Annotated in this window: 17 protein-coding genes; 12 read left to right on the top strand and 5 right to left on the bottom strand. The window is 48.3% G+C overall.

From position 1 onward, the window contains the following. Positions 1-15: 15 nt before the first annotated feature. The 3 genes from F0316_RS16905 to F0316_RS16895 all read left to right on the top strand — a co-directional run bounded on the left by F0316_RS16905 (position 16) and on the right by F0316_RS16895 (position 2,714). Positions 16-648, top strand: a complete 633-nt coding sequence (locus F0316_RS16905) for a tetratricopeptide repeat protein (protein WP_001024366.1) — start codon at positions 16-18, stop codon at positions 646-648. Positions 649-652: 4 nt separating this feature from the next. After that, positions 653-1,309 carry a response regulator gene (locus F0316_RS16900; RefSeq protein ID WP_001238035.1) on the top strand — a complete coding sequence of 219 codons (657 nt, stop codon included), beginning with the start codon at positions 653-655 and terminating at the stop codon, positions 1,307-1,309. Positions 1,310-1,370: 61 nt separating this feature from the next. Further along, on the top strand, positions 1,371-2,714 hold the full coding sequence (locus F0316_RS16895) for a sensor histidine kinase (RefSeq protein ID WP_033927842.1): 1,344 nt from the start codon (positions 1,371-1,373) through the stop codon (positions 2,712-2,714). Positions 2,715-2,865: 151 nt separating this feature from the next. On the opposite strand, the gene F0316_RS16890 is transcribed toward F0316_RS16895, so the two are convergent. The 5 genes from F0316_RS16890 to F0316_RS16870 all read right to left on the bottom strand — a co-directional run bounded on the left by F0316_RS16890 (position 2,866) and on the right by F0316_RS16870 (position 9,430). Then, positions 2,866-4,509 (bottom strand): phosphoethanolamine transferase, encoded by a 1,644-nt coding sequence (locus F0316_RS16890; RefSeq protein WP_033837717.1) that lies wholly within the window; start codon positions 4,507-4,509, stop codon positions 2,866-2,868. A gap of 267 nt (positions 4,510-4,776) precedes the next feature. Then, complete coding sequence (locus tag F0316_RS16885) at positions 4,777-6,159, bottom strand: ABC transporter ATP-binding protein (protein WP_172626076.1); 1,383 nt, start codon at positions 6,157-6,159, stop codon at positions 4,777-4,779. Then, positions 6,156-6,947, bottom strand: a complete 792-nt coding sequence (locus F0316_RS16880; protein ID WP_000766243.1) for an ABC transporter permease — start codon at positions 6,945-6,947, stop codon at positions 6,156-6,158. Before F0316_RS16880 ends, F0316_RS16885 begins: the two co-directional genes overlap by 4 nt. Position 6,948: 1 nt before the next feature. Next, entirely contained in the window at positions 6,949-7,905 is a 957-nt protein-coding gene (locus F0316_RS16875) for an ABC transporter permease (protein ID WP_000161528.1), read from the bottom strand. After that, on the bottom strand, positions 7,898-9,430 hold the full coding sequence (locus F0316_RS16870) for an ABC transporter substrate-binding protein (protein ID WP_000746573.1): 1,533 nt from the start codon (positions 9,428-9,430) through the stop codon (positions 7,898-7,900). The genes F0316_RS16875 and F0316_RS16870 overlap by 8 nt, the downstream gene beginning before the upstream one ends. Before the next feature lie 269 nt (positions 9,431-9,699). On the opposite strand from F0316_RS16870, the gene F0316_RS16865 reads away from it, so the two are divergent. From F0316_RS16865 to F0316_RS16825, 9 genes are read left to right on the top strand one after another with little or no spacing between them, the layout of a single operon-like run. Further along, positions 9,700-9,969, top strand: a complete 270-nt coding sequence (locus tag F0316_RS16865; protein WP_000906369.1) for an STAS domain-containing protein — start codon at positions 9,700-9,702, stop codon at positions 9,967-9,969. A gap of 10 nt (positions 9,970-9,979) precedes the next feature. Beyond that, positions 9,980-10,339: a response regulator gene (locus F0316_RS16860; RefSeq protein WP_001151341.1), complete on the top strand. Its 360-nt coding sequence runs from the start codon at positions 9,980-9,982 to the stop codon at positions 10,337-10,339. Positions 10,340-10,386: 47 nt separating this feature from the next. Continuing rightward, the gene (locus F0316_RS16855) at positions 10,387-12,549 is read left to right on the top strand and encodes a chemotaxis protein CheA (protein ID WP_149560747.1); all 2,163 of its coding nucleotides are present in this window, start codon (positions 10,387-10,389) and stop codon (positions 12,547-12,549) included. 8 nt (positions 12,550-12,557) lie between these two features. After that, complete coding sequence (locus F0316_RS16850; RefSeq protein WP_001083360.1) at positions 12,558-13,085, top strand: chemotaxis protein CheW; 528 nt, start codon at positions 12,558-12,560, stop codon at positions 13,083-13,085. Next, positions 13,082-13,543, top strand: coding sequence for a chemotaxis protein CheW (locus tag F0316_RS16845; RefSeq protein ID WP_000983692.1), 462 nt, complete (start codon positions 13,082-13,084; stop codon positions 13,541-13,543). Before F0316_RS16850 ends, F0316_RS16845 begins: the two co-directional genes overlap by 4 nt. 13 nt (positions 13,544-13,556) lie before the next feature. Beyond that, entirely contained in the window at positions 13,557-15,593 is a 2,037-nt protein-coding gene (locus F0316_RS16840) for a methyl-accepting chemotaxis protein (RefSeq protein WP_142726575.1), read from the top strand. Between the two features lie 14 nt (positions 15,594-15,607). Next, complete coding sequence (locus F0316_RS16835; protein WP_000881719.1) at positions 15,608-16,438, top strand: CheR family methyltransferase; 831 nt, start codon at positions 15,608-15,610, stop codon at positions 16,436-16,438. Then, complete coding sequence (gene cheD, locus F0316_RS16830) at positions 16,425-17,078, top strand: chemoreceptor glutamine deamidase CheD (protein ID WP_001284062.1); 654 nt, start codon at positions 16,425-16,427, stop codon at positions 17,076-17,078. The genes F0316_RS16835 and cheD overlap by 14 nt, the downstream gene beginning before the upstream one ends. Continuing rightward, positions 17,075-18,115, top strand: a complete 1,041-nt coding sequence (locus tag F0316_RS16825; RefSeq protein WP_119788230.1) for a protein-glutamate methylesterase/protein-glutamine glutaminase — start codon at positions 17,075-17,077, stop codon at positions 18,113-18,115. Before cheD ends, F0316_RS16825 begins: the two co-directional genes overlap by 4 nt. Positions 18,116-18,148 lie beyond the last annotated feature (33 nt).

Below are 18,148 nucleotides of genomic sequence, written 5' to 3'. Positions count from 1 at the left end.
CAAGGAGAAGAGTTTATGAACATTATGCTTAAATGGATGAGTCTTAGCGCACTGTTGCTCGGGTATGCCCACTCAAGTTACGCGATTACGCCTTTAGAACAAGTGCAAACGGATTGGGCAAAATGCCAATACCGTACCGCTTCTGCTAAGGAGCAAGAACGCTGTTTTGAACGCACGATCGCGCGTAATCGACTGGAGTTAACAATTTCGGGCGATAACCCTGAGTTGAAAGTGTGGCTGGCCATCAATCAATCTTCTTTAGCGGGAGTGAGGGGCGGATTGGGGGCTTTATCGCTGGTGAAAGAGGCCAAAAGTTTATTTGAAGAGGTCATCGCGCAAGCGCCAAATACTCTGGAAGGCTCCGCGTTGACCAGTTTGGGCACGCTATACTATAAAGTGCCGGGTTGGCCTGTCGCCTTTGGGGATAAAGAAAAAGCAGAGCAGCTGCTTAAACAAGCCTTGACCGTGAATCCCAATGGCATTGATGCCAACTATTTCTACGGAGATTTTTTGCTGCAAGAAGGCCGTAGCGCAGAGGCAAAGCGCTATTTGTTGCAAGCTCAACATGCACCCGCAAGACCGAAACGAGAAATTGCGGATGCGGGACGTCAGGAAGAGATTGCGCACTTATTGGAGAGCATCAAGTAACCTTATGCGTTTACTATTAGTTGAAGATGACACGTTGCTCGGTGAATCAATGCAAGTAGCGTTAAGCCGACAAGGCTATACGGTTGACTGGCTGGAGCGGGGTGGTGGCGTCGTGACCGCCCTGAAAACCGAGCAATTTACGGCACTGATTTTGGACCTCACCTTGCCAGATATGGATGGTTTGGAAGTCCTGCGCCAAATTCGGCGAGCGGGTTACACATTGCCTGTCATGATACTCACGGCACGGGATGATATCAGTGATCGGGTCAAAGGGTTGGATGGCGGTGCAGATGAGTACATAGGTAAGCCGTTTGCGCTCGAAGAGCTGCTCGCACGTTTACGCTTGATCATTCGTCGTAGCTCAGGGAGCGCAGAGGAGCTCATCTCCGTGGGGGATCTTGACCTTTCGCTCTCTAAACAAGAAATTTACTACGCTCAGCAAGCTCTGAAATTAACGAGGAATGAGTACAAAATCCTCGCCAGTTTAATGACCCAAGCAGGAAGAGTGATGAGTAAAGAGCTTTTGCAGCAAGCATTGCACGGCTGGGATGAAGGCAGCAGTGATAACGCAATCGAAGTACATATTCATAATCTGCGCAAAAAATTGCCGGATAATCTGGTTAAAAACGTACGAGGTGTGGGGTACATGATTGAAAAATAAACCTCTCTTTTCCATTAAACGCCGACTTACCCTGACTTCTGTTTTGCTGAGTACCGGTTTGATGCTGGTCTCGTTTGGGTTCAGTTATTCCAACGCCCAACATGAAGTGGGAGAAGTGTACGATGCCCGTCTTGGGCAGTCCGCCAAATTATTACTGATCGCCACTTCTGTTTCGGCCAATGAATTTGCAGATCGTAATCAGCATGAGCAGTTCAATCTGTGGATGCAGCATATTCAGCGCCTTTCCAAAGCCAACGATGATGTCGCCACACTCTTTGGCCACCCGTATGAACAGTATTTATTATTCCAGTTTTATCGAGATGGCGAGCTTCTCTTTAGCTCTGATACTCACTTGCCTGCGCTGAGCCTTGGCCGTGATGCGAATGGTTTTAGTGATATCACGCTCAACGGCGAAAGCTGGCGTTATTTCCAGTTGAGTCTCCCTGATCAAGAAAAAGGTAAACAGTATGTTTTGGTTGCAGAAAAGCAAAGCATTCGTGATGAAGCGATTAATGAGATCGCCTTATCCACCGCACTTCCGCAATTAATTTTAATTCTGTGCTTGATTGTGGTTTTGGTGGTGCTGATTGAACGTAGCTTTCAGCCAATCCAAGCGCTGAAAGCAGCGATTGCTCTACGCAGCATCCATAAGCTAGATCGAATTTATGTCGAAAAACCCACGGTGGAACTTTTGCCTTTGGTGGAGACGTTGAATCAACTACTCAATGAGCTAGAGCAAGCATGGCAGCGTGAGAAACGTTTTACTCGAATGGCGGCACATGAGTTAAAAACCCCGCTGACCGTTTTAAGATTGAATGCCGAAAATGCCCTGCGTAGCACCAATCCGGAACAGTTAAAGCAAGATTTAGAACGTATTTTCAAAGGTATAGAGCGCACCGATAGATTGATTCATCAGCTCTTAATGCTGGCCAAAGTAGAAAGTACACAAACCTTAGCGAAACAGCCGGTTGAGCTGGCAAACGTCATTAAACAAGTGATAGCGGATTTAGCACCTATCGCTTTTAAGCAGGATCAGCAGCTGAGTTTTCATGGCGAAAGTTCGCGTTTATGGGGAGATGAATTACTCCTGGGCATTTTATTTAAAAATCTGCTGGATAATGCCATTCGTTATTCCGGCCACTCTAGCCAGATAGCGGTAGAGCTTAGCGGCCACGATGGTGAGATTGAAGTGCGTGTGTCGGATACTGGGGCCGCGATTGACGATCTGACTCGTGAAAAAATGTTTGATAACTTCTACCGCGCCAACAGCCAAAAAGGCGATGGCGCAGGGCTTGGCATGTCGATCTGTCGTGATATTGCAGCGCTTCATGGCGGTCAAGTGCTCTTGCTGCCACGTACTGATGAGCGTAATACCTTTGTTGTTCGTTTTCGCAATTGCGAATAACGTCCTAACTTATCATGTGGCTTTATCCCCTTCCTGCTTAACGTTGTCGCGGTGTTGGCTACGTTCGTTTACCCCAAGCCATAGAGCTTGCCTATGCTCTTGGGGATGCACTCATTTGCCCGCTACCTAAGGCTAAGTTGTTTGGGTATGGCTAAGATTGGCTGGTTCTACACTTCGCAAACAGATCCAAATTGGCTTGGTACGCTTTGGTTGATACATCCATCACGCCGAGCAGTGAGTGAAACAGATTCTGGTGCGCATAAGGTAATTCACTGTTGCTGCGCAGGCATTCAACATCAATCCCTTTACTTTGGCTAAACCCAGAGGACATCCAGATAAGGAGAGGGACTCGAGTCTGGTACTCAGGCGCTAGGCTATAGGGCATACCATGCAAAAACAGGCCATTTTCACCTAATGATTCACCATGATCGGAGATATAAATCAGCGCGGTATTATATCGGTCTTGCAGTGAATCGAGCTTAGCGAGGAGCTGCGACATCACATAGTCGCTGTAGCGAATGGTGTTGTCATACGTGTTTACGATCTGCTCGACGCTACAGTTTTCAATATCTGCTCTTGGGCAGTCAGGCTGGTAAACTGCCATCTCTTTTGGGTAGCGTTTAAAGTAAGTGGGGCCGTGGCTACCGATGAAATGCATGAAAATCATTCGGTTGCCCTGCTGCGTGGCGATCTCCTGATCTAAATTCTCTAACATCGCAATGTCGTAACAGGTGTCGCCATCGCAAATCCCTTCTCGGTTATCTCTAGCTAACTCTTTAAGCGGGATATTCTTCGCGACATTTTTATCGCCACCGTCATTTTCCTTCCAGAGCAGACTGATGCCCGCACGCTGCAGAATATCCAGCACATTGTCTTGGTTGTCCGCTCGAGAGCGATCAAAATTTTGGCGATTCATGTTGGAGAACATACAAGGCACAGAAACGGCGGTTGCTGTACCGCAACTCGCCACATCTTTAAAAAATATCGGCTGGAAAGGGGCGGTATAAGCATTGGTATCACGCGGATAACCCAAGTATTGGTAGTTTTGTACTCGCGCGGTTTCACCTAACACAAAAAACACTAAGGTCGGCTTTTGGGTTGCCTGACGAACGGCGCTTGGCTTTTGCTGCGCATCCTGACCGATCTCCTGATACACCATTGGCTCCGTGAAATAACGCTGTTTGACTAACCCAAAACTGCTGTAGAGAAAATGGGTCGGGATGATCATTTTTTTGAGTGAGCTGTTGTTGCGTCCAACGGACGAGTAATTCTGATAATAAAGCCCTGCGATCACGCCAATTACGACAACGGAAACCAGCATGGATAGCCCCTTTTTCATCAAAAAACGCAGGGCACTTTTTTCTGGGCGGATCGGGGTAAAAAGCAGAGCTAGCGCAGGCACGAGGCCAAACCCGAGCAACCAAAGTACAGAGTAGATTGTGAGATAAGATCCCGCTTCGCCGCGGTCGGTTTCCAACACATTCACTAACATATCTTGATCGACAATCACACCGTATTGAAAGCCAGCGAAGCTGATTAAGGCCGACAGCACAAGTAACACAGCAAAAAAGGGCTTGAACAAGTAAGGCCAACTGAAAATCTGGAAGATAAAATTCAGTGCAAACAGGAAAAATAACGGAATAGAGAGAGCGAATCCCCAATCAAGGGACGTAGATTGGTTGAAAATATGCGCTAATTGAGCGTAAACCGGAAGATTGAGTGGCAGCGCAAAATAGGCTGCCAGCAAAAAGACTAATTGGAGATAGGAGAATGGCTTAATGTTGAATGTCTGCATGATGACCACGCTAAATTCTGTGAACGTTAAGCCATTTATAAATGGGGTTTCTTAATACTCGCTTAAGAAAACGGTATGAGATAAACCAAAGGGTTAATCCATGCGGATTATCGGTTTACTATCTACACCACTGACTGTATATCCCCTTCCTATTTGCTGCCTATCAGCCACTTTAAGTTGCTTGGGGTAATCGTATTTACACTGTAAACGAGGGTGAAATAAACGAATTCATGAGGCCATTCGGCCCCATGAATGACAAAGCTCATCTTACAAAGAGAGTACACGATGGCAGGTTTTCTCAAGGGCGAGCTTGTCGTGACTGATCAAGACCAAAGCGCAGCCGATCTCTTGAGTTAACTCGATGATTAACTGCAAGGTATTGGCTGCCGTGATGGGGTCAAGTCGCGAGGTTGGCTCATCGGCGACTAAGAGTGTTGGCCGCGTTAGTAAAGCGCGCAGAATCGCAAAACGTTGTAATTCTCCGCCTGAAACTTGATTGACTTTGCGTGACAGTAAGTTGGGTGACAAAGCGAGGCGTTCCAGTAAACGAGGAATGTGGCTGCGTTCGACTGTATGCTGACGACACACATCTTCCAATAGTGTCTGTAAAGTGACGCTTTTTGCCAAGGCGCTAGGCGGATCTTGATAGAGTTTCAGTGCTTTACCGACCGGGATCGCTTGTGGGCGATGAATACGGCCTTGGCTGGGTTTAAGTAACCCGAGTAATAGATCGGCAAGAGTAGATTTTCCGCAGCCGCTATCACCACTGATGCCAAGAATTTCTCCGGCGCTGAGGGTGAAACTCAGCGAATCAAACAAGCACTTCTCCCCGCGATGCATGGCGATATTGTCCACGGTCAACAGGGGCTCTCCTGTTTTACTCTGCGGTGTGGTTGGCCAATATCTGGGGTCAGCGTTAATCAGCGCCTTGGTGTAATCTGATTGAGGATGGCTCAACACTTGTTGGGCTGGCCCTTGCTCTTGAATAACACCTTTGCGCATCACAATGATGGTTCCACCGAGCTTTTCGGCAACTTCGATATCGTGAGTGATGGTTAACAACGCGCCACGAGTTAATTGTGCTTGCAATAAGGCAATGATTTGATCGCGGCGGCTGGCATCTAAACCTTTGGTTGGTTCATCGGCGATAAGCAAAGGTGCCTGCGTTTGGGTGGCACACAAATAGGCGATGCGCTGCGCCATGCCGCCAGAGAGTTGATGTGGGTACTTGCTCTGATCCTGATGAAGCGCCACTTGCTGAAAAGCGGAATCGGTTAATGCTGCGCTAGCGGCGTGATTGCCCATCACCAAGCGATGCACCTCCGCCACTTGTTCGCCCGCGCGCATGATCGGGTTGAGCGCATGCCAAGGCTCTTGGGGCAAGACGGCAAGTTGTTTTCCCCATAGCGCTTCACGTTCTGCTTGAGTTCGCTGATGTTGATATTGGCCAAATAACGCAATCTTACCTTGGCTGCGCAGCCCAGCGGGCAAATTGCCAATAATCGCATTCGCCAACAAGCTTTTGCCCGAGCCCGTTTCACCTAATATCGTCAGCGCTTGGTGAGCGTGCAGTTCAAAGGACAAGCTTTCGACTAAGGTTTCTTGCGCAGTAGAAATCGCGAGTTGTTGTACAGAGAGGAGCGCGGTCACGATATTTTTCCTTTGGCCAGCAGTTGAAAACTTAACACTAAAATAAACACCACTAAGATGGGTTGGGCGAGTACCCAAGGGGCTTGGTGATAGTAGCGAAAGAGCTCCACCATCATCATGCCTAATTCCGCTTGGGGTGGCTTAAGTCCAACATAAAGAAAGCCGATGGAGGCGAGCGCTAAAATCGCGTTACCCGCACCAAAACAGGCCAGCGTGAAGAGATCTTCCCTTAGCTCAGGCCAAAGATGTCGGCGAAACAGATACCAAGCATTGAAGCCATACAATCGTGAGGCTTCAATTTGTGGCTGTTCAAGTAATGAGAGGGTTTTGCTGCGCACTACGCGGAAAAATTCCACCCATAACATTAAAGCAATGGCGAGATAGAGGATGAAAAAAGAGCCCGGCACCATAGCGCCAAACAGTAACACCAAGATTAAACCGGGCATGGCCAGCAACATGTTGAGTAGCCAAGAAAAGCCTCTATCCCACCAACCGCGTTTCCATGCTGCGACCACGCCAGTGACTAACCCCAGTAACGCGGAACTGCTTACGCAAGCGACGGCCATGGTTAACGAGGTCGCAATTGCAGAGCTTAAACGTGCGAAGTTACTGCGCCCATAGTGATCGGTACCCAGCGGTTCACCCCAACTGGGGGCGGCTAAAGCGCGATTGAGATCTTGTTTGGCCGGATCGCCGCCATACAGCAGATATTCGATCAGCACGAGCATCACGAGCAAAATCAGCAGGCTCACTCCAAGCCATTGTGGTTTCGATAAGTGCAGTTTCATGTTAGGCCTCTGGTTGAACATGTCGGCTTAAACGTAGGCGAGGGTCTAATGCGTATTGGGCTAAGTCGACCAGCGTATTGAGCGCGACAAACAATAATCCCATCACCAGTGCAGAGCCTTGGATCATTGGAATATCGCGTTGGAAAATCGCATGTGACAAGGCATGTCCCACACCGGGCCAAGAGAACAGGGATTCAATCATCACTATCCCTTCTACTAAGCTCACCGCCTGAATACCGACAAACGCCATAACAGGAAGGGCGATATTACGCTGTGCGTGGCGCGTAAAGGCTTGCTCGTGATTCAAACCTTTCAAACGCGCGAAAGCGTAATAGGGGGATTGCAACACTTGAGCAGTGGCGTTACGGATCATGCGACTCGACATTGCTGCCATACCCAGCGCTAAAGCCAGCGCAGGCAGAATAAGGAATTTGGGATGACCAAATCCAGCAACAGGCAACCAATTCAGTTGTAAGGCAAACAGGATGACAAGCCCCAGACCAATCAAAAATACTGGCTGCGCTTTAATCATGATTGAGGTGAGCAGGGCAAGGTTGTCTGCCCACCGATCGGTACGTTTGCCGCAATAGACCCCAATTGGGATCGCGATAAACAGCGAGAGCAGTGTTGCAGCGCCTGCAAGTAAAAGGCTGTGTCCGAGATTATGCATAATCGCATTAATGACGGGTTCACTGCTGACCAGAGAATGGCCTAAATTGAGATGCAGTAAATCCCATAGCCATTGCAAGTAAAGCTCAAAAGCGGAGCGATCCAGCCCTAGCTCAGCACGCACTGCAAGCGCGGCGTCGGCATTGACATAATCATAGCCATAGCGACCTGCTGCAATGCGATAAGCCACATCACCCGGAATAAAGCGCATCAAAATAAATGTCAGTGTGCCGACGGACCAGGCCACAAAGAGGGCCTGGTAAAAACGGTGAACAAGAATCTTAGTCATTGAAACTCATCTGCGCGACGCGGTAGTTAATTTCAAAGGGATCAAACGAAAATCCAGCGACTCGTTTGTTGACCGACACAATCTGGCGGTAATAAGTCACAGGGATGAGCGGCATCTCATCGGCCAGTAATTGAGAGGCTTGGGCGGCCAATTGCTGATAACGCGCATTGTCTGATTCGGTCGAAAGCTCAGCCAGCAGTTGGCTAAACTGAGGTGATGACCAATTGGTTGGGCCCCAATCCGATCCTTGATGCGTTGCAAAATCACTCAAAAGCAGTGGCAGAGGATCGGCAATCGTGCCGAAGTTGCGGGCAATCAAGGCCATTTCTAGGGTGCCATCATGATGTTTGGCGGGGATGGCACTTGAGTTATCAATCGCAATATCCACTTGAATGCCAATCTCTTTGAGCTGGGCTTGTAGCGCGGTGGCAATCAAAGGTAGTTCAGGGCGATCAGCATAAGTCAGCAATTGAACTCGGAACGCTTGGCCTTCTCGCTCCAGTAAACCTTGGTCATTGAGCGTCCAGCCTTGATTGGCTAGCAGGGTTTGTGCGGTCGCTAAATGACGTTGCGGCTGTGTTTTTTCTGCTAAGTGCCAAGCTCCTAGTGCGGGAGAAAAGAGTTGATGCGCTTCTGATCCCGGTAACTTAAGTACCGATTGAGCAATACCTTCACGATTGATTGCCAAACTGATTGCTTGACGAACATCGGCGTGATTAAGCAAAGGGTGTTCGTTATTGAGTTTGATCAGAACCGTACGCGGCATCGACTCAATGTAGAGATCCAGATTGTGGCTCTGTTGCAAACTCGGAATGCTAATAGGGTCAAGGGTGTAGACCAGATCGGCTTGCCCAGTTTGTGCTAACAAAGCGCGGCTTTCTGAGCGGTGGCCTGCCAGATAATTGATGGTCTCGATACTGGCGGGTTTACCCCAATAAGCGTTAAAGCGGATAACACTGGCTTTATGAGGCGCCTGCAACTGTGCGATTTGATAAGGCCCCGTGCCTAAGAGCCGAATCACGTTACCACTGGCATCATAAGAGCTGGGGGAGGCAATCGCGAGCGAGTAGTGAGCAAGCACCGCTGCGAGCGGGCGATAGACAGTGTTAAGTTCAATCACCACTTGATCGTTTTGCGCGGTAATCGCCTTGATCGGTACTTGTTTTATTACTCCCGGCTTACCTAGCGCATGATTAAGAGCCGTCGCCGCCGCTTGTGCCGTCAATTGGCTGCCATCGTGAAATTGTACTTCAGGACGTATTTGGAAACGCCACACTAATCCATCATCACTTACCGTCCAGCTTTTGGCCAGCAAAGGGTATGGTTGTGAGTTCTCATTGATGCCAACCAAGGATTCAACCACTTGTAGACGCGAAAACAGGAATCCGTCCTTGGCTAAATCTTGGCTGTTAAACTCAAAGGGGCCTGAAATCTCCAGCGAACTCGGTGCAGGCTCCGTTTTCGTCAACCAAATCCCTGCGCCTCCTAGCGCTAAAATCAAACCGAACAACAACCTTTTTTTCATCAAAATGCCCTTAATTAAAACGTTATAACATAACAATTAATTAAAGCATGAGAATAAAAATCATGTCTATATGTGTCTGGTTGAAAAAATAAACAATCTTGAAACTCGGGATCCACTGGTATTTGTCGATTACTGCAGGCAGAGCACACGACGACTTTGGTGAGAGATATTCTTGCTACATTTGATAATTGGCTAATCCCTCCTAAACTCAAAAACGGGAAGTAGGAAAATGGTTGACTATTCATTTCATTTTAAAGGTTTGGATTTCCATGTTGATACTGAATGAAGTTCTGGACATTGCGCATGTACAAGAGTGCAAGCAGCAGCTTTTGCCGTGGATGAGCCAAGAAGCACCGATAGTGATTGATGGTAGTGCCGTTGCTCGGGTGGATGCCGCGGGTGTTCAACTATTGGCTTCCTTATTTATCACCGCACAGCACAATGGGCAGCAGATCCATTTTGAACAATTATCTGACGTGTTAGCTGAAGGACTTGCCCTGCTGGGTATGGCAGACCTGATGCAGCTAAAGAGTGAATGAGGGAAACACTATGGCAAAAGTTTTGGCAGTAGATGATTCAATTTCGATTCGACAAATGGTTTCTCATACTTTGCAAGACGCGGGTTATGAGGTTGAAACGGCAGCCGACGGGCGTGAAGCTTTAGCCAAAGCGCAGAAGGCGCGTTTTGACGTCATCATCTCTGATGTCAACATGCCAGTGATGACAGGTTTTGAGTTTGTAAAAGCGGTGCGTATGCAAAGCCAGTATAAGTTTACTCCCATTTTGATGTTAACCACCGAAACCAGCCCAGAAAAAAAACAAGAGGGCAAAGCAGTCGGTGCAACAGGATGGCTAGTCAAACCCTTCAACCCAGAAACCCTGCTAAAAACTTTGCAGCGCGTTTTGTAAAAGCTGAACTCTAAAATAATCAAAACTAGTCAGTGGGCGGGTGAGTTATGGCTTTAGATATGGAACAACTGCGCAAGATTTTTCATGTTGAATGCCGTGAAAATCTTGAGACTTTGGAAGGGGAACTGTTGCAACTGGATCCTTCTCAGGTCGATCTTGAGGTACTCAATACGATTTTTCGTGCGGCTCACTCGATCAAAGGGGGAGCTGGTACCTTCAATTTGCATGAGATCAGCGAATTTACTCATGCGGTCGAAACCTACCTCGATTTAATCCGCAACCAGAAAAAGCAGCTCACCGCACAAGGTGTTGATACTTTGCTCAAAAGCTGCGATGTCATCCGCAATATGCTGGATAGTCGGGAACAAGAGACAGCGATTGACGAAGCCTTGAAACAGCAAGTCGGGGCTGAACTGCAAGCCTTGTTAGCGGATCAGGGAGCCGATAGGGCAATGAGTCCAGCGCAGCCCGTATCATCCAATACGCACGCATCCAATACGTACGCCGATGCCATTGCAACCACAGATGCGACGGCACAAGGCTGGCGCATCCGTTTTGTTCCTCATCAAACACTGTTTTATAGCGGTAATGACCCGCTGCGTATCTTACGTGAGCTGCGTGAGTTAGGTTCTGAATATCAAATAGAGCTAGACCATCAAGCCCTACCAGAGTTAGCCGAAATCGATCCTGAACTCTGTTATCTGAGTTGGACGATCTGGTTAACAGGAGATGTGTCGGAAAACGATGTGCGTGAGCTGTTCGACTGGGTTGAAGATGAGTGTGATTTGCACATTGCCCCAATACTCAGTGACGAAGCTAGCACTCATGTAGAGGATGAGCAGGCTGCTCCTGCAGCAACGCTTCAAAGCAACCCCCAAACTCAGGCCGAGCCTGTTGCCATCGTTGACTTACCTGCGGTAGAACCGCCGGTTGCAACTGTTGCTCCTGTCATCGCTAACCCCAAAGAGTCCGCGACTAACAAGCCTGCGAAAACGGACTCAAGTGTCTCCTCTATCCGCGTCGATATCGAGAAAGTCGATAACCTGATTAATTTGGTCGGTGAGTTAGTGATTACCCAATCCATGCTCACCGAACTCGGTAATGACTTTTCAATGGACAAATTGGACAAGTTAAAAGCCGGTTTAGCGCAGCTGCTGCAAAACAGTAAAGATCTGCAAGAAAACGTACTCAATATTCGCATGCTACCGATGAGTTTTGCGTTTAGTCGTTTTCCCCGTTTAGTTCGGGATTTGTGTGGTCGTTTGGGGAAAAAAGTCGATTTACAAATCCAAGGTGAACAAACGGAGCTGGATAAAACTGTGCTCGAACGGATTGTGGATCCTCTCGTGCATTTGGTGCGCAACGGTATCGATCATGGTGTTGAAATGCCAGATGTCCGCCTTGCCAAAGGTAAGCCTGAAACGGGAGTGATCACGTTAAAAGCCTTTCATCAAGGTGGCTCGATCATTGTCGAAATCAGTGACGATGGGGCAGGGATTGATTGCGAAAAGCTTTGGCGCAAAGCGGTGGAAAAGGGGGTGTTAGAGCCTCAGACCCAACGTAGCGATCTGACCGATAAACAGATCATCAATTTAATTTTTGCGCCCGGGTTTTCTACCGCCGAGCAAGTATCAGACATCTCAGGCCGTGGTGTCGGTATGGATGTGGTGAGACGCAATATTGAAGAGCTCGGTGGACAGATTGAAGTCGATTCCGAATTAGGCCGAGGAAGCCGTTTTACCATCAGTCTGCCTCTGACACTGGCGATTTTGGACGGTCAGTTGGTCAAAGTGGCCGATCAGGTTTATGTCATCCCGCTGCTGACGATCGTCGAATCGATTCAGATCAACACTGCCAGTGTCAAACATGCGGCAGGCGGGATCGAACTCTACCGATTGCGCGAAGAAAATATCCCGATTTTACGTTTGCAAGATGAGCTTGCGATGGGGCGCAGTGGCAGTTTAGAGAAGCGCTTGATCTGTTTTGTCGAATCAGCAGGACATAGGGTAGGTTTGCTGGTGGATGATCTGCTTGATCAGCAGCAAGTGGTGATCAAAAGCCTAGAATCCAATTACGCCAAAGTGGCTGGGATCTCCGGAGCCACGATTTTGGGTGACGGCTCCGTCTCTTTGATCCTCGATATTCCTGGCTTGATCGCCCACTTTATGAAGCGCAGTTCATCTTCCACGACCAAAGGCAAAGCGGCATAGGAGCATGTATGAATTCAGCGAATCTGACCACATCATCCAGTGCCGCTCTTGAGCCAATCTTGTCGATGGATATGGGGCTGACTGGGGGTGCAGATTTTTTAAGTTTTATGCTCGGAACTGAGCTTTACGGGGTGACTTTATCTCATGTCGAAGAGATCCGTGTTTGGGAAAAACCTACGCCGATCCCGAGAGCGCCGCATTTTGTTAAAGGCGTGATCAACTTGCGCGGCATGATTGTGCCCATTATCGATTTACGCCAACGCTTTGGACTCACCCAATACGAGTATTTGCCAACAACGGTTGTCTTGATCTTGAGTGCTCGCGAACAAGAGCAAAAACGCTTGATGGGTTTAGTGGTTGATTCCGTCAGCGATGTGATTGGCCAAGGCGATATGCCGCTGCATCCGGCAATCGGTGAGAGCATGGTGGTGCCTTTTTTAAGTGGCATTTTGAATGTCGGGGATGAGGTGATGTCTTTGCTAGACAGTGATGCATTGCTGGATATGGACCGAATCCTTAATGAGGGGCAAGCATGATGCAGCGTGAATTTCTCAGTTTCGTTTTAGATGATGAAGAGTACGGCATCCCGATCCTGGAAGTGCGTGAAGTGCGTGGATGGAGCCCTGTGCGCATCCTGCCTAATGCGCCACCGTTTGTGATTGGCTTGCTGGATATTCGTGGCGAGTACATTCCGATTGTCGATCTGAAGCGTCGCTTAGGCTTAGTACCGGTTGAAATTAACGCCACCACAGTGGTGGTGGTGATTAATGCGGCGAATCAGCAGCCGTTGGGGCTGATTGTGGATGCGGTCGCTGAGGTGTATGCCTTGTCTGAGCAAGAGATCAAACATGCGCCCAGTATTTCCACTGTGATCGGCAACCAATACGTGAAAGGAATTGCGGCAGTGAAAAGCAAACATCTTGTTCTTATTGATATTGATGCGCTGTTCGACGTTGAGGCGCTGCGCTTAAGCACCACTGCCGAAAGCATATAACGAGGGAAGACACATGGCATTTTGGAATCGTAAACAACAGGTTGTGCCCCAGTTTGTTGAGCCAGCCAAGGAGAGCACCACGAGCGAATTTGACGAGTCGGAGACCCAAAGCGGTTTATCTAACTATCAATTGCTTTCCGCACTCAATGCGGCACAAACAGCACTGATGATGATAGATCGCGACTTTCGGATCACCTACTTCAATAATCAAACGCTCAAGCTGCTAAAACAACACGAAACGTTGTTTCGTAGTGTCTGGCCTGATTTTCGTGCCGAGGCCGATTTTTTACAGGGCTACTGCATTGACCATTTTCATCTTAATCCTCGCCATCAGCGCACCATGCTCGCGGATCCGAGCCATTTACCCTACACCACCGTCATCAACATCAAAGGGGTAAAAATCGAGCTGATTGTAGGTGCGATTATTGATGATCGTGGTTCTTACATTGGCAATACCTTGGAATGGCGTGATGTGACCGAAGAGCTCTTGCGTGATCAGCAAATAGGTCGTTTAGCTTCGGCGGTCGAAGGCATGACGACCAATTTGATGATGGCGGATAAAGAGGGGATTATTCAATATCTTAACCCCGCACTGTTACAACTGTTGACCCACCGTGAACCAGAACTCGCGCAGGCCTTTCCCGGCTTTAAAGCCGCGGAGTTGGTGGGGAAAAATATCGACATTTTCCATAAAAATCCTGCACATCAGCGTTCGATCATTAGTAACCCAGAACGCTTGCCTTTCACCTCCATGATCAAAGTGGGCTCTTTAGAGTTTAACCTGACTTGTATTGCGATGCGCGATACGAAAGGCGAATACATAGGTCCTGCGTTGCAATGGGTAGATATTACCGAGCAGCGCGATGGCCAGCGCCAAGTGGAGTCTTTGATCCAAAAAGCGATTAAAGGTGACCTGCATGACCGGATCAACACCAGTGGTTACAACGGTTTTATGCGTGAGTTGGGGGATGGCATCAATAACTTGCTTAACACGCTGGTGGAACCATTAGGCCAGTGTATTACGGTGATGAGCCGAGTGGCTGAAGGCGATCTCAATACCAGTATGTCTGAAGAGTACCAAGGCGAGTTTGGTCGATTAGCCAGTGCGGTCAACGCTTCGATTGTGAACCTACGCAATATGGTCGACAAAATTACCGTTTCTTCTGCTCGAGTTGCGACCGCTTCTACAGAGATAGCGGATGGCAATAACGATCTCAGCCAGCGTGTGGAAGCTCAGGCTTCTAACTTGGAAGAAACTGCCGCCAGTATGGAAGAGATAACAGCAACCGTGCGTCAAAATGCGGATAACGCGAAAGATGCCAATCTACTTGCGACCGATGCGGCGAAAAAAGCTGCCCGAGGCGGAGAAGTGGTTGGTGAAGCCATCAGCGCGATGGGGGCAATCAATACCGCCAGTAAGAAAATTGCGGACATCATTAGCGTGATTGATGAAATCGCTTTCCAAACCAACTTGTTGGCTCTGAATGCTGCGGTAGAAGCGGCGCGGGCTGGTGAACAAGGTCGCGGCTTTGCCGTGGTTGCCGGAGAAGTGCGTAATCTCGCGCAGCGTAGTGCCGGAGCGGCGAAAGAGATTAAAGGTTTGATTAACGATAGTGTCGATAAGGTGAATGAAGGCTCACGCTTAGTCAATGAATCGGGATCGACACTTAAAGAAATTGTTGAAGCGGTAGTGAGAGTCTCGGATCTGATTGCACAGATCGCCGCTTCCAGTGTGGAGCAATCCACGGGCATTGATGAAATCAACCGAGCGATTGCTGCTATGGATGAAATGACCCAGCAGAACGCTTCGCTGGTGGAAGAAACATCAGCGGCGAGTCAGTCACTCAAAGATGAAGGAAAAGAGCTGCTTAATTTGATGAATTTCTTTGTCACTGAAAACAATGTCACCACTTTTGAGCGCAAACCTCGCCAATCAACGCCACCCAAAACCAAGCCTGTGGTTAGCATGCATAAAGCACCGATACATCAGGCTGTACATAAAATGCCAGCTCGGGCGGCAGAAGAAGGTGACGAATGGGAAGAATTCTAATCTAGGGATAACGTATGTTGGCGGTCAATGAGCAAGAATTTGAACTCACAGATAAAGATTTCAAATTTATTCAATGGTTTATGCATAAAACGGTCGGAATTTATCTCCCGGATTCCAAGCGTACCATGGTGTATGGCCGCTTGAGTCGGCAGATGCGCCGTAAGGGTTTACGCCGTTTTACACAATTTCGTGAGCTGATTGAAAGTGATGAGCAGGAGCGCATTCACTTCATTAATACCTTGACCACCAACAAAACAGAATTTTTCCGTGAGAGCCATCATTTTGAATTTATTGAAAAAGTATTGGTTCCAGAGTGGAGTAAAGAGCGGGTAGGCCAACTGCGTTTTTGGTCAGCGGGATGTTCGACCGGTGAAGAGCCTTACACTTTAGTGTCGGTTTTAGATCATGCGGGAGTCATGAACTTTTGTCCGGATATCAAAATTTGGGCAACCGATCTGGATACGGCAGTGTTAGAGAAAGCGAGTTTGGGGATTTATCCCATTGAATCGCAAAGCTCGATTCCTGAACGGTATTTGCGTCGTTGTTTCGTCCGTGGGGTCAAAGATCAGCAAGGCAATATGAAGATTAAACAGAGTTTGCAACGCTATATCGACTTTCACCAATTGAATCTGATTCAGGAATGGCCGTTTAAACAGAAGCTGGATCTTATCTTGTGCCGTAATGTGATGATCTATTTTGATCGTCCGACCCAAGAACAGTTGATTGAACGTTTTCACCAGCAACTCAAGCCGGGTGGCGTACTGATGCTAGGGCATTCAGAGAGTGTTGGTCGTTGCAGTTCGCTTTTCCATCATCTAGGACATACTGTTTATGTCAGACAGTAAACTTGCCACTAAGCGCAAACTAAAACAGGAAGAAGCGAATGGCCAATATTATCGCTTCAACCACCCTAGTGATCATCGGCATTGGGTCAAAGTGATGCCGGGAGGCGTCTACGCTACGTCCGATCAAGAAATTATTCATACTGGATTGGGTTCTTGTGTGTCTGCTTGTGCTTGGGATATTGAGATGAAAGTGGGAGGTATGAACCACTTTTTGCTGCCTTTTAATAACCAATTTGAAAGCCAACATTGGCATCCACAAGCGTTATTGTCGGACTCTTCTCGCTACGGATGTTATGCAATGGAGGTCTTGATTAATCGGTTATTGTCCATGGGGGCAGAGCGAGAGAGATTGAAGTTTAAACTGTTTGGTGGCGCTCACTTAATGGGGTATCAGTCGCTGGTTGGGGAAAAAAACGTCGAGTTTGTGCTTGAGTATGCCAAACGTGAAAAGCTAAACGTCGTGGCGCAAGATTTGGGAGGCGCTCAACCGCGAAAATTGTTGTTTGATCCACAGACCGGGCAGGCATGGGTAAAACGCATTGGATTTAGTTCGGCGCATGCAATTAAACAGGATGAAGAACTCTATCAACACAGCATAGATAAGCAAATTCCCTCTGACGATGTGGAGTTGTTTCAATGAAAAAAATCAAAGTCTTGATCGTGGATGATTCTCCGGTATTTCGGGCTTTATTAACCCAGTTGATTGATAGCGACCCCGCGTTGCAAGTGGTGGCCAGCGCAGAAGATCCTTACCAAGCGCGTGAACTGATTAAGCACTATCAACCCGATGTGGTGACCTTAGATGTTGAAATGCCCAAAATGAATGGTGTGCAGTTTCTTAAAAATCTGATGCGCCTTCATCCATTACCTGTGGTGATGATCTCCACCTTAACCCAGCACGGTGCGGAAGCAACGTTGGCGGCTCTTGAGTTAGGCGCTGTGGATTATTTCCCCAAACCTTCTTCAGATAACCCGGCTGAAATGCTCAATTATAAAAACTTGGTGAATGACAAAATCAAAATGGCGGCACAAGCCAATGTAGGGTTTGTGCAGAGTGCGACGGTTTCAGCGCCCATTACGGAGCGAGTTTCCACCGATTACCAGTTGATTGCTATCGGCTCTTCTACTGGTGGTACGGAGGCTGTCAAACAAGTCCTCGCAGCATTACCTTCTGGCTTACCTCCTATCGTCATGACTCAGCATATTGGCGCGCAGTTTACGGCCTCCTTAGCGAAACGGTTAAATGACTGCAGCGCTCTCCATGTACAAGAGGTGACACAACCAACGACAGCACTTGAGAGTAGCTGCGCCTATCTCGCTCCAGGCGATAAGCATATCGTGGTCGTGAAACGGGCTGGCAAACTTTATGTTGAGTTAGATGACAGACCTGCGGTGAATCGGCACAAACCCTCGGTGGATGTAATGTTTGATTCAATTGCTCAGCATGTAGGCAGTAAAGCGATGGGGATTTTGTTGACCGGCATGGGACAAGATGGCGCGAAAGGCATGTTGGCGATGCATCAACAAGGAGCGGCGACCGCAGCGCAGGATGAGCAATCAAGCGTGGTTTGGGGCATGCCGCGAGTAGCGATCGAGCTGGGGGCTGCCGATGTCATCAAACCTTTAGGGGCAATGGCGACTTGGATTGTTGAACAACTACAAAAGAAGCACGCATAACATCAGTACGCATAAGAGCAGAAAGACGTCGAG

Source organism: Vibrio cholerae (assembly GCF_008369605.1).
In the GTDB taxonomy this organism is placed as follows: domain Bacteria; phylum Pseudomonadota; class Gammaproteobacteria; order Enterobacterales; family Vibrionaceae; genus Vibrio; species Vibrio cholerae.
Note: the sequence above shows the minus strand (reverse complement) of the source record. Positions and strands in the feature narration are given on the sequence as shown.

Bases quoted from the DNA above. Each gene is read 5' to 3' on its own strand.
- F0316_RS16845 (WP_000983692.1), top strand. From the start codon at position 13,082: ATGATGCAGCGTGAATTTCTCAGTTTCGTTTTAGATGATGAAGAGTAC.
- F0316_RS16880 (WP_000766243.1), bottom strand. From the start codon at position 6,947: ATGAAACTGCACTTATCGAAACCACAATGGCTTGGAGTGAGCCTGCTG.
- F0316_RS16850 (WP_001083360.1), top strand. From the start codon at position 12,558: ATGAATTCAGCGAATCTGACCACATCATCCAGTGCCGCTCTTGAGCCA.
- F0316_RS16870 (WP_000746573.1), bottom strand. From the start codon at position 9,430: ATGAAAAAAAGGTTGTTGTTCGGTTTGATTTTAGCGCTAGGAGGCGCA.
- F0316_RS16875 (WP_000161528.1), bottom strand. From the start codon at position 7,905: ATGACTAAGATTCTTGTTCACCGTTTTTACCAGGCCCTCTTTGTGGCC.
- F0316_RS16825 (WP_119788230.1), top strand. From the start codon at position 17,075: ATGAAAAAAATCAAAGTCTTGATCGTGGATGATTCTCCGGTATTTCGG.
- F0316_RS16905 (WP_001024366.1), top strand. From the start codon at position 16: ATGAACATTATGCTTAAATGGATGAGTCTTAGCGCACTGTTGCTCGGG.
- F0316_RS16860 (WP_001151341.1), top strand. From the start codon at position 9,980: ATGGCAAAAGTTTTGGCAGTAGATGATTCAATTTCGATTCGACAAATG.
- F0316_RS16895 (WP_033927842.1), top strand. From the start codon at position 1,371: ATGCTGGTCTCGTTTGGGTTCAGTTATTCCAACGCCCAACATGAAGTG.
- F0316_RS16865 (WP_000906369.1), top strand. From the start codon at position 9,700: ATGTTGATACTGAATGAAGTTCTGGACATTGCGCATGTACAAGAGTGC.
- F0316_RS16900 (WP_001238035.1), top strand. From the start codon at position 653: ATGCGTTTACTATTAGTTGAAGATGACACGTTGCTCGGTGAATCAATG.
- F0316_RS16835 (WP_000881719.1), top strand. From the start codon at position 15,608: ATGTTGGCGGTCAATGAGCAAGAATTTGAACTCACAGATAAAGATTTC.
- cheD (WP_001284062.1), top strand. From the start codon at position 16,425: ATGTCAGACAGTAAACTTGCCACTAAGCGCAAACTAAAACAGGAAGAA.
- F0316_RS16855 (WP_149560747.1), top strand. From the start codon at position 10,387: ATGGCTTTAGATATGGAACAACTGCGCAAGATTTTTCATGTTGAATGC.
- F0316_RS16890 (WP_033837717.1), bottom strand. From the start codon at position 4,509: ATGCAGACATTCAACATTAAGCCATTCTCCTATCTCCAATTAGTCTTT.
- F0316_RS16840 (WP_142726575.1), top strand. From the start codon at position 13,557: ATGGCATTTTGGAATCGTAAACAACAGGTTGTGCCCCAGTTTGTTGAG.